Below are 14,537 nucleotides of genomic sequence, written 5' to 3' on the forward strand. Positions count from 1 at the left end.
ACAAGGACATCCTATTGGTGCGTCGAAGTCCAGACGGCCGGGGAGAGTGGCCCGGCCGTCCGACCTGGCACGAGGCCTAACTCACGGGAATCGACTGGGCGTGATGGAAGTGGTTGGTCGGGTCCCAGCGGCGCTTCACCTTGACCAGGTTGCGCGGTGCCTGACGGAAGTTCTGGAGGAAGTACAGCCACAGGGCCTGGTCCACGTTGCCCTGGGCATGGGTGCCCAGCACCTCATCCGGGTAGTTGTAGTAGCAGCCGTCCACCGTGCCCGTGGTGTCCCGAGTGGGATTGGGCGTCCCTCCGTACGCCGCGTACACGTCCTTGTAGAAGCCGTTGATCCAGCTCACGTGGGCCTCGGCCTGCTCGCGGAAGGGAGACATCAGGCCCTCGCCGGGCTTGGAGGCGTTGTTCCAGTACGTCTGGTACTGGAGCTTCATCAACGAGCTGCGCTGGGGCACCGGCGTCGAGTCCGCCGGATGGCGGTTGATGGCCCCGCCGTAGCTGTCCACCTGCAGCAGGCTCTGCGCCATGTCCGACTGGGGAATCCCCGCGGGGTAGCGGTGGAGCCACTCGTAGATGGCCGTCACCTGCTCGGCCGGGAACGCCTTCTTCATGTACGCGGACTTGTACTTGCCGAACTGGTTGGGCCCGGAGCCGTTCAGCGTCTGGAGGGCCTCCAGGTAGGTGATGTGCTGCGCGTCCCCGCTGGCCAGCAGGTGCGTCATCATCCCCGGGTGGCCTCCCAGCGGCCGCACCAGGGGACTGGAGCGGGCGACCTTCGCGAAGCGCTTCTGGATGCGCGCCACGCTGTCCTCCGCGTTCCTGCGGTGCTGGTCATCCTTCGTCCCCGCAGGGGACGTCACCTGCAGCACCATGCCCACCTGGCTCGCCGCGACGTGGTTGAGCTTGAGCAACGTGAAGTTGCTGTCGGGCAGGGACGCCACCATGTCCGCGTACTCCGCGAGCAGGTTCGTGAAGGCCGTCAGGTCCAGGCTGGACCAGTCCCACGCCAGCGTCCACAGCGTGGCGTGGTCCGGTGCGTCCGGGAGCTGCTGGAAGTAGTACCGCGCGATGACGCCGAAGTTGCCGCCGCCCGCGCCGCGCAGCGCCCAGAACAGGTCCTTCTCGTCCGGGTCCGCGCTGGACGCGGAGACATGGCTCAGCTTCCCCCGGCCCGCGGCCGCGTCCCAGGTGACGATGTCCACCGCGCTCAGGTGGTCCACCGTCAGGCCATGCAGCCGGGACAGCAGCCCGTAGCCCCCGCCGGTGATGTGCCCGCCCGCGCCCACCGAGTAGCAGGAGCCCGCGGGCAGCGTCTTCCCGAACGTGTTGAGCAGCGTGCGGTAGACGGTCCAGTTCTCACAGCCCGCGTCGACGAAGTACGCCTGCCTCGCGTTGTCGAAGCCGACCTGGTTCAGCGCGGACATGTCGATGACCGCGGCCGTCTCATCGTTGTAGACGAAGTTCTCGTAGCAATGGCGGCCAGAGGTGATCTTCACGTTGCGCCCATGGGTCGACAGCGCCTCGTTGACGATGGCGAGCACCTGCTCCGGGTGCGTGGGGACGTAGACAGCCTTCAGGTTCGGCGCGAACCAGCGGCGGTCGAAGCCCTGGCGGTCGCTGAGGATCAGCGGGCGCGTCGGACCTCGGCTCGCCAATGAGAGGTTTTCGACGACGGGGGCAGTGGTCATGGTCCATTCTCCGGGGTGGAGACAGCGTCAACGGCTTGCGACACGAGCCTGGTTCGAGGCGTTCCCAGCAGCTCCGGCGAGCAGACGCGCCATGTTGTCATGGAGGACCAGGCGGGCCTCCAGCTCGGTGATGAGGGACAGCGGACCCTCCTCGGCGGTGAGGACGTCCACGAAGGCACGCTGGTCCCCCTGCATGCGGAACACGGGCCAGTCCGTGCCGAAGAGGACCTTGTGGTTGATGCCGCGAGCCACCACGCGCCGCAGGGCCTCGTCTGACGACGTCCTCAACAGGCTCTGATAGCCGCTGACATCCAGGTACACGTTGGGCCGGTACGCGCACAGCATGGCGCACTCGTCGGGGTAGCTCACCGAGCCGTGCGCGAGGATGAAGTTGACGGTGGGGAACGAGCGCGCCGCCAGGTCCAGCATCAGCGGCGTCGACGTGTCGAACGCCAGCACCGGTGACGTGGGCCCGATGTGCACCACCACCGGCACGCGGTGGTGCGCGCACAGCTCGTAGTAGGGGAACAGCTCCGGCGCGCTGGGGCTCATCCCGCACGGGGGATACACCTTGAATCCGCTGAAGCCCCACTCCACCAGCGAGCGCTCGAACAGGTCCACTCCGTCCTTCCCCCACCGGGGGTCCACGCCGCCGAACACCACGAGCTTCCCGGGGTGGCGCTTCAGCACCTCGGCGTGCGCCAGGAGGGTCTCCTCGACGGTGAGCGGACAGTCCGTGAGCGCGTAGCTGTAGTCGGCCGCGAGCAGCACCGCGCACTCGATGCCCGCGGCCTCCATCTCCGCCACCAACTGGTCGCAGAGCGGGTCCTGGAGCTTCTGGAGGTAGGCGTTCGCCAGCTTCTGGGGCGTGGCGCGCACGCCCTGCGCGGTGAGGGCCGCGACGCCGTTGGCCACGACGCCGTCGATGAAGGAGCGGGGGATGAACCGCTCCGAGGCGATGTGGCAGTGCGCGTCGATGATGCGCGGTGGAGGGCCTTGCGTCATGCCGACTCCGCCCGAGGGCCGGCCGCGCGGGCCTGTTCGACCAGGCGCCGGCTCATGTCGATGGCATCCCGCACGGTGTGGAGCCGGCCCAGGTCCACATCCGAGGCGAGCTCGTCCAGGGCCACGCCGAAGGTCTCCTCCAGCCGGAACAGCAGGCTCGCCACGCCGAGCGAGTCGATGCCCAGGTCCTTGCGCAGGCTCAGCTCCGGTGTGATCGCCGCCTTGCGGAACCGGCGCGGCACGGCCTGGGCAATCATCGCGATGACCTTCTCCTCGAACGTCGGGTCGCCCGTCATGGTGCTCCTCGAAGTCCTGCGGGGTGCTCAGCTCGCGGCGCGGTCGAGCTGGGTCTGGAAGACGTCGCCGATGCGCTTGCGGTCCAACTTCAGATTCGGGCGCAGAAGCCCGTTCTCCCGCGTGAAGGCCTCCTGCGCGAACACCACGCGCCCCACGCGCAGCGACTGCCGCTGTCCTCCCACTTCCTCCACGTGGCGCTCGATGCGGCGCTTCGCCTCCACGTCGTCGGGGTTCTTGGGGAGCACCACCGCGACCAGGCACGTCAGGGTGCCGCCGCCGAACACCACGGACTTGGCCACCTCCGGGCAGCGGTCGATCTCCGCCTCCACCAGCTCCGGATGCACCTTCTCCCCGCCCGAGGTGATGATGATCTCCTTCTTGCGGCCCACCAGGTACAGGTAGCCCTCCGCGTCGAAGCGCCCCACGTCACCCGTGGCCACGCGGTTGCCGCCGATGAAGGTCTTCTCGTTCTCTCCGTCCGCGCACTCGAAGTAGCCGGTCGCGTACATGTGCTCGCGGTGGACGATGATCTCCCCATCCGGCGCCAGCTCCACCTTGGGACCCGGGAGCAGCCGGCCCACGCTCCCCAGCCGGTGGGCCTCGGCGGTGTTGAGGGAGACCGAGCCGCACTCGGTGACGCCGTAGGTCTCGAAGACGGGCAGGCGCATCAGCTCGAGCAGCTCCAGCGTGGAGCGCTTGGTGGGGGCCATCCCCGTCACCATGAAGCGCATGCGTCCACCGAGCGTCTCGTGGACCTCGCGGAAGATCCTCCGGGCCAGGGCGTCGCGCGCGGACCGGGAGGGCAGACGCCGGGCGATTCCTCCGAGGACCCGGGCCAGCAGCTGCTTCGAGCGGGGCAGGTTGCCGAAGCGGGTCTCGATCGCTTCGTAGAGCGTGGGCGGGGCCACCAGCGCGGTGGGCCGCAGCTCCTTCATCGCGCGGAACAGGTGGACGGGCTCCGTGACGATGAGGTCGAACCCGTACCAGAACGCCGCGTAGTACATCAGCCGCTGCTGGAAGTTGGAGATGGGCAGGAACAACAGCATCGAGTCATCGGAGCGGGTCCTCGCCGCGCGGACGAAGGCGTCCAGGCTCTCCTCGACCCCCCGGCGGTTGAGGACGAGCCCCTTCAGCCACCCCGAGGAGCCCGACGAGAAGACGAGCCAGGGCTGGTCGAAGCCCTCCGGGGGTGGCTCGGTGCCTCGCTCGATGGCGCGCACGCCGTCGTTGGGGCCATCGAGCGCGGCGAGGGCGGCGTTCGTGTGTCCCTCCCGTTGCCTTCCAGGGACCAGGAGCAAGGAGAGCTGGTAGCGCTCGAGCAGCTCGTCGGGAGGTCTCGCGGCGAAGTCGTCGGGGAACGCGACGGTGACGGCGCGAAGCTCGAGCAGCGCCAGGTCGTGGACCAGCCACTCGTAGCAGTTCGGTGCCCGGAGGCCCACGCGCATGCCTGGGCGGATGCCCCAGCGCTCCAGCGCGGCCCTCGTCGTCACGACGTCCTCGTGCACCTGCGCGTGGCTTCGGCGGACGACCTTGCCCTTCTCGAAGGTGATGACCTCGCGCGAGGGATGCTCCAGCAGGCGGGGCAGCATCCGACGCACGTCGATGGCGTCCATCGGCGTCTCCTCGTTCCGGGCGTGGCTCATGGGCCTTCCTCCTGGAGCGCCGCCCACTGTCGTTGGGCCTCCTCGGCGGGGAGCGCCTCCAGCTCCGCGAGCAGCAGGGCCACCTCGTCCTCACTCGCTGCATCCGCACGGGTCTGGACGATGACCACCGCGAGCCGCTCGACGGTGGGCGCCTCGAACACGCGTCGCAGGGGCAGCTCCGTCCCCAGCTCACCGCGGATGCGGGACACCAGTCGGGTCGCGAGCAGCGAGTGGCCTCCCAGCTCGAAGAAGTCGTCGTGGACGCCCACGCGCGCGACTCGCAGCAGCTCCGTCCAGAGCTTCGCCAGGGCTTCCTCCACGGGCGTCCTCGGCGCGACGAAGCGGTCCGCGCTCGCGGGCAGGACCTCGTCGGAGTCGGGCAGGGCGCGCCGGTTGAGTTTGCCGGTGGGCGTGAGAGGCAGGGCGTCCATCCGCACGAACGCAGACGGCACCATGTGCTCGGGCAGCGAGGCTCCGAGCCAGGCGCGCAGCTCGCTTGCGGCGAGGTCGCGGGCGTCCACCGTCTGGAAGAAGGCCACCAGCCTGGGGCGTCCTTCTCCATCGGGCCGGGTCGTCACCGCGGCCTCCTTCACCGCCGGGTGTTGCCGCAGCCGTGCCTCGACCTCGCCGGGCTCGACCCGATGGCCGCGAATCTTCACCTGCTCGTCCACGCGCCCCAGGAACTGGACGGTGCCGTCGCGCAGATAGCGTGCTCGGTCGCCTGTACGGTACAGGCGCTCGCCGGGCCGGGATGGGTCGGGCGGGCCGGGGATGAACTTCTCCGCCGTCGCGACGGGGCGGCCCAGGTAGCCGCGCGCGAGCATCATCCCGCCGAGGTGCAGCTCACCTGGGACTCCCACGGGGACCTGTTGTCCCCAGCGGTCCAGCACGTGGAGCGTGGCGTTGGGGATGGGGCGTCCGATGGCGGGGAGCGCGGGCCACGACGCGGGAGGCCCTTCCAGCGTCAGCTCGCTCACCACGTGGGTCTCCGATGGACCGTATTGGTTGTGCAGCGTGGCCTGGAGGCGCGAGAACAGGTGGGCGATGGACGGAGTGATCTGGAGCTGCTCGCCCGCGGTGATGACCTCGCGCAGGCTGGCGGGGGTGCCACCCAGCTCCCGGGCCCGGTCCGCGAGCTGCTGGAGCGCGACGTAGGGGAGGAAGACGCGGTGGATGTCCTCGGTCGCGAGCAGGCGCCACAGCACCTCCGGGTCCCTGCGCTGCTCCTCCGTGACGAGGACCAGCGTGCCGCCCGCGCACCACGTGGAGAACAGCTCCTGGAAGGACACGTCGAAGCTCAAGGACGCGAACTGCAATGTCCTCGCGCCAAGGGGGAGCTGGGAGCGGGCCATCTGCCAGTGGAGCAGATTGACCAGCGGACGGTGCGGCATCGCCACGCCCTTGGGGGTGCCCGTGGAGCCGGAGGTGAAGATGACGTACGCCAGCGAGTCCGGTGACGGTGGTGCCCGTGGCGCGATGGGGCGGAGCGGGGCGGTGTCCTCTTCGTCGCAGTCGATGAGCCGGGCGAGGTCGACGGGGAGCCGCTCGCGTGTGCCCCGGTGGGTGAGCACCACGGGCACCTTCGCGTCGGTGAGCATGAAGGCGAGTCGCTCCTTCGGGAACCCGGGGTCCAGGGGCAGGTACGCGGCCCCGGAGCGCAGGACGGCGAGCACCGCCACCACCATCTCCAGCGAGCGCTCCAGGCAGATTCCGACGACGACCCCAGGCCCGGCGCCGAGTCCACGCAGGCGTGTGGCCAGGGCCTCCGAGCGTTCATCGAGCTCGCGGTAGGTCAGGGCGCGGGGGCCGAGGAGGACGGCTCGCAGGTCCGGGGTGCGCTCGGCCTGCCGCGCGAACAGCTCGTGCACGCACAGGTCCGGCGCGGGCGTACGGGGCGGATTCCAGCGCGCCAGCGCGGCCTGTTCCGCCGGGTCCAGCATGGAGAGCCGCGCGACGGGGAGGTCCGGTGTGGCGAGCGCGGAGGCGAGGAGGTTGCGCAGGTGGGACGCCATCCCGGCGATGGTCTCCGGGTCGAACAGGTCCGAGTTGTACTCGAGGCTCGCCTGGAGGGACTCCGAGGTCTCCGCGACGAACAGGATGAGGTCGAACTTGGCGGTGCCCGTGCCCATCGCGGGGGCACCGGAGGCCAGTCTCGCGCCCTCCGCGGACAAGGGTCGCCCCGTGTTCTGCAGGGCGAGCATCACCTGGAACAGCGGGTTGTACGCGAGGTTGCGTCCGGGGTTCAGCTCCTCGACCAGCTTCTCGAAGGGCAGGTGCTGGTGCGCGTAGGCGCCGAGCGACACCTCGCGGACGCGTGCGAGCAGTTGCCGGAAGCTCTCCTCGCCGGTGACGCGGGTTCGCATGGGGAGCGTGTTGGCGAAGAAGCCGATCATCCCCTCCAGCTCGGGACGCACCCGGTTCGCGATGGGGGAGCCGACCACCAGGTCGTCCTGCCCCGAGTAGCGGTGGAGCAGCAGGTTGAACGCCGCGAGCAGCCCCATGAACAACGTGCAGCCCTCGGCCTGGCAGAAGCGCAGCAGGGCCGCGGAGGGCAGGGTGAAGGGATGGAGGCCGCCTCGGAAGACCTGGACCGGAGGACGCGCCCTGTCCGTGGGCAGCGACACCACGGGCGGCGCGCCGCGCAGGTGCTCCTTCCAATAGGCGAGCTGACGTTCGAGCACGGAGCCCGTCAGCCACTGTCGCTGCCAGGCCGCGAAGTCCGCGTACTGGAGCTCCAGCGGAGGCAGCGATGCGGGTGTGCCCGTCCGGCCCGCTTCGTAGAGGACGCTCAGCTCACGGAAGAGCACGTCGGCCGACCAGGCATCGGCCACGATGTGGTGCACGGTGAGGAGCAGGACGTAGTCGTTGTCCGCGAGGTGCAGGAGCCGGGCGCGCAGCAGCGGGCCGCGTGAGAGGTCGAAGGGATGCTGCGCTTCGAGGGCGGCGAGTCGTTGGGCCTCGTGCTCTCGCGTGGCCTCGGGCCAGGAGCGCAGGTCGACGACTGGCAGGGCGACACTGGCTGGGGGCGCGATGACCTGGACCGGCTGTTGGTCCATCACGGTGAACGTGGTGCGGAGCGACTCGTGCCGGAGCACCAGGGCGTTGAGGCTCCCCTGGAGCGCGGCCACGTCGAGGGGCGCCCGAATCCGGAAGGAGGTGGGGATGTTGTAGAAGGCGCTGTTCGGCTCGAACTGGTCGAGGAACCAGAGGCGCTGCTGCGCGAAGGAGAGCGGGAGCGGGCGGTTCCTGGGCGCGGGGCGGATGGGGGGAGGACGGCCGGAGTCGTGGCCGAGTCGCTCGATGGTTCGCGCGAGCTGCGCGATGGTGGGCGCCTCGAAGAGCTGACGCAGGGGCAGGTCCACGCCGAACGCATCGCATGCGCGCGCCACGACCTGGGTCGCGAGCAGGGAGTGTCCACCCAGGCGGAAGAAGTCATCGTGGATGCCCACGCGCTCCAGGCTGAAGGCCTGGGCCCAGATGCGGGCGAGGGTTTCCTCCACGGGGTCACGCGGTGCCGAGTAGGGCGCTGCCGAGGCACCGGCGGTGTCTCGACGTTCGAGCTCGGTCAGCAGGGCTCGGCGTGCGTGCTCCTCTGTGGGGGCACGTGGAAGTGCGTCCAGGAAGAGGAAGGAGTCGGGCAGGGCGGAGTCGGGGAGTCGGTCCTCGAGGTGTTGTCGAAGGGCTTCGCGTTCCGAGGACGGGGCGACCACGGCGGCCACCAACTGCGAGCCCGGCCTGAGGACGACCGTGGCTTCCGTCACCTGGGGATGCGCACGCAGGGCCTGTTCGACTTCGCCCAGTTCGAGGCGTGTTCCGCGATGCAGGTGTCGCCCATCGCGTCGACCCACCCACTCGAGCCCTCCGTCGGGCAAGCGACGCGCGAGGTCTCCCGTTCGCACCAGGTTGTCGCGGGGGAAGGTGCGCTCGGGTGAGGAGAGATATCCGGAGGCGAGCTGCTCACCGGAGACGTACAGGTCCCCGACGAAGCCCGAGGGAACGGGGGACAGGGCTTCGTCGAGCAGGTGCAGGGTGGTGCCCGCCACGGGTGTACCGATTCGGGTGACGGGGCGCTCGGAAGGAGAGGGCGCCGCCACGGGACGGAGCGCGGCGATTCCGCCGACTTCTGTCCAGCCGTACACGTGGAGGACGCGACTGAGGACATCAGGAGGAAGCGAGCTCGTCAGCAGGGACTCCTCGTCGGGGCCGCCGGTCCACAACACGAGTCGGAGGGAGCGGAGGGACCAGGGGAACTCACGGCCCAGCTTCACGAGCATGGGCGTGGTCAACGCGATGACGGAGACCGAGTGCTCGCGCAGATGCATGGCCAGCTTGCGCGGAGTCAGGCTTCGCCCGCCTGACAGAGGCGCGAGCCGAGCACCGGCGGCGAGCGCGCCCAACAGCAAGAAGGGTGCGGCTTCGTCCCACGCCCCTTCAGGGAAGGAGAGGCAATCGTCGGGGCTCAGCCTCAGGTCAGGCAGTCGACACGCCGCCGCGAGGGCCGCGTGGCGCATCACCACGCCCAGCGGCCGGCCCTCGGGACCTGGACGAGGCAGGACGCAGGCAAGCCCATCGAGTGTTGCCGCCGGTGGGGCCGCGGGGGCTGGACGTGGCAGGGAGCGAGCGAACCCGTCGCGAATCGTAGGGATGGGCTCGTCTTCTTTCGCTGGTGCGAATCCAGCGGAGCGCGTCCCAGCCGCGAGAGGTGCCATGTCACCGGTGGGGGGCGCATCAGCGCTCAGGCAATGCTCCAGGAGGATGTGCCGTCCAGGGAGCCCCTGCAGCCGTGCGGCCTGATGTTGCTGGCAGAGGATGTGCGACGGGCGCAGCGCCTCCACGGTGGCGGCCAGTCGAGACGCGGGCTCGCTCGTGTCGAGCGGGATGAACGCTCCTCCTGCGCACAGCACACCGAGATGGGCCACCACCAGCTCCGGCGATGGCTCCACGAAGAGCCCCACCAACATTCCCGGCGAGACTCCCTGTGTCCGCAGCGCTCGGGCCACCAGGTCCGCGCGGTGGACCAGCTCGCCGTAGCTCAGCGCGTCCTCACCGGTCTGGACCGCGACGGCCTCCGGGTGGCTCATCGCTCTCGCGGACACCTGCTCGTGAACACGTTCGACGCTCGACCGGACCGGCACCTCCGGCAACGGCTGCGCTGCCTCGACTCGTCGCCGCGCCTCGGCGTCCAGCAGCGGCAACGACGCCGTCGTCCGGTCCGGTTCCTCCGTGATGCCCCACAGCAGCGCGTGGAAGCAGCTCGCGAGGCGGGCGATCATCTCGCCCTCGAACAGGTCCAGGTTGTACTCGAAGAACGCGTGAGCCCCGGCCTCCGCCTCCGTCACGCAGAGGGTCAGGTCGAACTTGGCCGTGCCGCTCGAATACAACGGCGGCGTGTCGGATGCCGGTGCCCGGCTCGCATCACGAGGCCCCGTGTTCTGCAGGACGAACATCACCTGGAACAACGGGTTGTGACCCAGGTTGCGCTCGGGGCGGAGCTCCTCGACGAGCTTCTCGAAGGGCAGGTCCTGATGCGCGAACGCCCCCAGCGTCATCTCCCGGACCCGCCCCAGGAGCTGCCGGAAGCTCGGCGTCCCCGAGAGGTCGGCGCGCAGCACCAGCGTGTTGGCGAAGAAGCCGACCAGTCCCTCCAGCTCCGGACGCATCCGGTTCGCGATGGGCGTGCCGATGCACACGTCCGTCTCACCACTGAGCCGATGGAGGAGGGTGGCGAAGGCGGACAGCAGCAACATGAAGCTCGTCGCCCCCTCCCTCCGACCCAAAACCCCCAACCGCTCCATCAGCGCGGGCTCGAGCGAGAAGACGTGATGACCACCCCGCTGACCCACCACCCGGGGACGTGGCCCATGGGTGGGCAGCGCCAACAGACTGGGCACCGACGCGAGCTGCTTCCGCCAGTACGCCAGGTGCCCCTCCAGCACCTCTCCGCGCAGCGTCTTCCGCTGCCACGCCGCGAAGTCCACGTACTGGAGCGGCAGCGCCGGGAGCGGCGAGGGACGTCCCGCCGAGAAGGCCTCGTACAGCCGCGCCAGCTCGTCGAACAACACCCGCATCGACCAGCCATCCGCGATGATGTGATGCAGCACCAGCACGAGCAGGTGCTCGGTGTCGCTCGACGAGTAGAGCGTCATCCGGAGCAGCGGCCCGCGCTCCAGGTCGAACGGTCGCCGACACTCCTCCATCGCCAGTCGCTGCGCCTCCACCGCGCGCGTGGCCTCGTCCTCGCCAGAAGGGCGCACCGCGGACAGCTTCAGCTCCAGCGCAGGCAGGACCCGCTGCACCGGCTCGCCGCGCACCAGGGCGAAGAGGGTGCGCAGGGATTCATGGCGCTGCACGAGCGCATCGAGACAGCGTTGCAACACCGCCAGGTCGATGGGCCCCGTCAGCCGGGTCACCGCCGGAAGATTGTACGTCGGGTTCCCAGGCTGGAAACGGTCCAGGAACCACAGCCGCGCCTGTGCATAGGAGAGCGGAGGCTCGGGGCGCGTGCCCTTGTCCCGCAGGGTCCGCGCCAACAGGGCTCTGCGCTCATCCGGCGAGAGCTGGGCGAGGGCGGGAGCGCTCATTTCGCCAGCTCCCCGCGCGCGGCCAGCTCCTCCAACATCGCCGACACCTCCGCGTCCGAGAGGTGGGCGACGTCCGCCAGCTCCGTGTCCCGCTCCAGCTTGGGAATGGCCGAGGCCACCGGCGTCGCCCCCTGTTCCGCCACCACCTTCGCGAGCGCCTCCACGGTGGGCGTCTCGAAGAGCCGGCGCAGCGGCACCTCCACCCCGTAGGCGTCATGGATGCGCGACACCACGCGCGTCGCCAGGAGGGAGTGTCCCCCCAGCTCGAAGAAGTTGTCGTGGACCCCGACGCGCGCGCGGCCGAGCAGCTCGGCGAACACGTGCGCCAGCTTCTCCTCCACCGCGCCACGCGGCGCCACATAGGCCGTCCTCGTCGCCGTATCGAGCTCTCCAGGGAGCGGCAGCGCGCGTCGGTCCAGCTTGCCGTTGGGCAGCAGCGGCAAGGCCTCCAGCGCCACGAAGGCGGTGGGCACCATGTGCTCGGGCAAGGTGCGCGACAGGTGGCGTCGCAGCGCGCCGGGCTGGTCCTCCCCGGGGCCGCTCACCACATAGGCCACCAGCCGCTTGTCGCCCGGCGTCACCTCGCGAGCCATCACCACCGCGTGGCGCACGCGAGGATGCGAGCGCAGCGCCGCCTCCACCTCGCCCAGCTCGATGCGGAACCCTCGAATCTTCTCCTGGTCATCCAGTCGCCCGAAGAAGTCGATGTTCCCATCCGCCCGGAAGCGCGCGCGGTCACCGGTGCGATACAGCCGCTGTCCGGGCTCGGTGCTGAACGGGTCCGGGATGAAGCGCTCCGCGGTCAGCTCGGGGCGCCCGAGGTAGCCGCGTCCCACGCCGATGCCGCCGATGAACAGCTCCCCCGGGAGACCGACAGGAACAGGCTCCAGCGTCGCGTCCAGGATGAACAACCGGGTGTTGTGGATGGGCTTGCCGATGGGCACCCGACCACCACTGCCAGTCGCAGGACACGTCCACGCGGACACCTCCACCGCCGCTTCGGTGGGGCCGTAGAGGTTGTGCAGCTCCGCCCGGAAGCGTGCGTGGAAGCGCGCCTCCAGGTCGGGCGTGACGGCCTCTCCGCTGATGATGACCTGCCGCAGGGCTTCGCAGCGCTCGACACCCCGGTGCTCCAGCAGGACGCGCAGCATCGACGGGACGAAGTGCGCGGCGGTCACCCGTTCAGCGGCCATCAGGTCGATGAGGTAACCCGGGTCGCGGTGTCCTCCGGGCTTCGCGATGACCACGGTGGCGCCCGTCATCAGCGGCCAGAACAGCTCGGTGATCGACACGTCGAAGCTGGTCGGCGTCTTGTGGAGCATCCTGTCGCGCCCATCCAACCGGTACGTCTGGCGCATCCAGGCCAGGCGGTTGGCGATGCCCGCATGGGAGTTCATCGCGCCCTTGGGACGCCCGGTGGAGCCGGAGGTGTAGATGACATACGCGAGCTGCGCGGGGTGCACGGGAAGCGCCGGGTCGCTGTCCTGCTCGCGAGCCACCTCCTCCCACTCCGTGTCCAGGCGGAGCACGCGGGCACGCGTCCCGGGCAGCGTCGACGCGAGGCTCGCCTGGGTGATGAGCACCGCGGGCGCGGAGTCCTCCAGCATGAAGGCCAGTCGTTCCGAGGGATACTCCGGGTCCAGCGGCACATACGCGCCACCTGCCTGCAGGATGCCCAGCAGCGCGACGAGCAGCTCCGGCGAACGCTCCATGCACACGCCCACCCGGACCTCCGGCCCCACGCCGTGACGCCCGAGGAAGCGCGCGAGCTGGTTCGCGCGGGACACGAGCTCCCGGTACGTCACCCGCTCCAGCCCGGCCATGAGCGCCACCGCCTCCGGTGTCCGCGCGGCCTGCGCCACGATGACGCGGTGGAGGAATCCCGGCTCCTCCCGGGACACGGTGGTGTCGTTCCACTCCACCAACAGCCGCCGCCGCTCCTCGTCGCCCAGGAGTGGAAGCCTCGAGATGGGTTGCGCCGGCGCAAGGACGATGGCGTGGAGCAGGGCGAGGAAGTGCGAGCCCATCCGCGTCACGGTCTCCGGCTCGAACAGCTCCGTGTCGTACTCGAACAGCGCGAATGCTCCACCGCGCGGCGCCTCCGCCACCGACAGCGTCAGGTCGAACTTGGAGGTCGTGGTCGGTACCCGAGGTGCTTCCGGTCCACCGGGAGATGCGCTGCCCTGGGGACGCTCCGCGCTCTGGAACGAGAACATCACCTGGAACAGCGGGTTGCTGCCCAGGTTGCGCTCGGGTTGCAGCTCCTCGACCAGCTTCTCGAAGGGAATGTCCTGGTGGGCGTAGGCGCCCAGCGTCACCTCGCGGACGCGCGCCAGGACGTCCTGGAAGCCGAGCGCGCCCGAGAGCTGGGTCCGCAGCACCAGCGTGTTGACGAAGAAGCCGATCAACCCCTCCAGCTCGGGTCGTCCCCGATTGGCGATGGGTGTGCCGACGACCAGGTCCTCCTGTCCGGTGGCGCGGTACAGGAGGACATCGAAGGCCGCGAGCATCACCATGAACGGCGTGGCCCCGACGCGCTGCCCCAGGGCCCGGAGCCTCTCATGCAGGTCGGCGTCCAGCGTCACCAGGTGCCCGGCGCCGCGGTGGGCCTGCATCAACGGACGCACCCTGTCCGTCGGAAGCTCCAGCCGAGGCGGCGCCCCCGCGAGCTGCGTCCTCCAATACTCGAGGTGCCGGGTGTAGACGTCGCCGCGGAGCAACTCCCGCTGCCAATGGGAGTAGTCCGCATACTGGAGCCGCGGCTCCGGCAGGGGCGAGGGCCAGCCCGCGCTGAACGCGTTGTAGAGCGCCCCCAGCTCCCGCAGGAAGACGCCCATGGACCAGCCGTCCGAGACGATGTGGTGCATCGTCACGAGCAGCACGTGGTCTGCCTCCGCCAGCGTCACCAACGAGACGCGCAGCAGCGGACCCTCGGCGAGGGAGAACGGGCGCAGGGCATCGAGCGCCGCCAGGCGTTGCGCTTCCGACTCGCGCTGCGCGGCGGGCATCGAGCGCAGGTCGGTGATGTCCAGCGTCACCTGTCGCGAGGGCGCCACGACCTGCATGGGCTCGCCGTCGACGGCCGTGAAGGTGGTCCGCAGCGATTCGTGCCTGCGCACCAGCTCGTCGAGGCTCTTGCGCAGGGCCTCCACGTTCAGCGCGAAGCCCAGTCGGAGGGGCGAGGGGATGTTGTAGACGGGGCTCGCGGACTCGAACTGGTGGAGGAACCACAGGCGGCGCTGGGCGTACGAGGCGGGGAAGACGAAGGCCTCGCGAAGCTCCGGGACCGCGGGTGATGAGGCCATGGTGGGCGTCACG

6 protein-coding genes are annotated in these 14,537 nt (G+C 69.9%); all 6 read right to left on the reverse strand.

From position 1 onward, the window contains the following. Positions 1–76: 76 nt before the first annotated feature. The 6 genes from K8625_RS16150 to K8625_RS16175 are packed head-to-tail and all read right to left on the reverse strand — an operon-like array spanning position 77 to position 14,524. Complete coding sequence (locus tag K8625_RS16150; RefSeq protein WP_223783207.1) at positions 77–1,693, reverse strand: FAD-dependent oxidoreductase; 1,617 nt, start codon at positions 1,691–1,693, stop codon at positions 77–79. A 27-nt stretch (positions 1,694–1,720) separates the two neighbouring features. Next, complete coding sequence (locus tag K8625_RS16155; RefSeq protein ID WP_223783208.1) at positions 1,721–2,698, reverse strand: amidohydrolase family protein; 978 nt, start codon at positions 2,696–2,698, stop codon at positions 1,721–1,723. Beyond that, positions 2,695–2,994, reverse strand: coding sequence for an acyl carrier protein (locus K8625_RS16160; protein ID WP_046713658.1), 300 nt, complete (start codon positions 2,992–2,994; stop codon positions 2,695–2,697). Before K8625_RS16160 ends, K8625_RS16155 begins: the two co-directional genes overlap by 4 nt. A 27-nt stretch (positions 2,995–3,021) precedes the next feature. Continuing rightward, positions 3,022–4,638, reverse strand: coding sequence for an AMP-binding protein (locus tag K8625_RS16165; RefSeq protein WP_223748743.1), 1,617 nt, complete (start codon positions 4,636–4,638; stop codon positions 3,022–3,024). Continuing rightward, positions 4,635–11,219 carry a non-ribosomal peptide synthetase gene (locus tag K8625_RS16170; protein WP_223783209.1) on the reverse strand — a complete coding sequence of 2,195 codons (6,585 nt, stop codon included), beginning with the start codon at positions 11,217–11,219 and terminating at the stop codon, positions 4,635–4,637. Before K8625_RS16170 ends, K8625_RS16165 begins: the two co-directional genes overlap by 4 nt. Continuing rightward, entirely contained in the window at positions 11,216–14,524 is a 3,309-nt protein-coding gene (locus K8625_RS16175; protein ID WP_223783210.1) for a non-ribosomal peptide synthetase, read from the reverse strand. Before K8625_RS16175 ends, K8625_RS16170 begins: the two co-directional genes overlap by 4 nt. Between the last annotated feature and the right edge of the window lie 13 nt (positions 14,525–14,537).

The organism is Myxococcus sp. AS-1-15 (assembly GCF_020037055.1).
Taxonomy (GTDB): domain Bacteria; phylum Myxococcota; class Myxococcia; order Myxococcales; family Myxococcaceae; genus Myxococcus; species Myxococcus fulvus.

Excerpts from the sequence above, each read along its gene's own strand:
- K8625_RS16150 (WP_223783207.1), bottom strand. The coding sequence starts at position 1,693 with ATGACCACTGCCCCCGTCGTCGAAAACCTCTCATTGGCGAGCCGAGGT.
- K8625_RS16155 (WP_223783208.1), bottom strand. The coding sequence starts at position 2,698 with ATGACGCAAGGCCCTCCACCGCGCATCATCGACGCGCACTGCCACATC.
- K8625_RS16160 (WP_046713658.1), bottom strand. The coding sequence starts at position 2,994 with ATGACGGGCGACCCGACGTTCGAGGAGAAGGTCATCGCGATGATTGCC.
- K8625_RS16165 (WP_223748743.1), bottom strand. The coding sequence starts at position 4,638 with ATGAGCCACGCCCGGAACGAGGAGACGCCGATGGACGCCATCGACGTG.
- K8625_RS16170 (WP_223783209.1), bottom strand. The coding sequence starts at position 11,219 with ATGAGCGCTCCCGCCCTCGCCCAGCTCTCGCCGGATGAGCGCAGAGCC.
- K8625_RS16175 (WP_223783210.1), bottom strand. The coding sequence starts at position 14,524 with ATGGCCTCATCACCCGCGGTCCCGGAGCTTCGCGAGGCCTTCGTCTTC.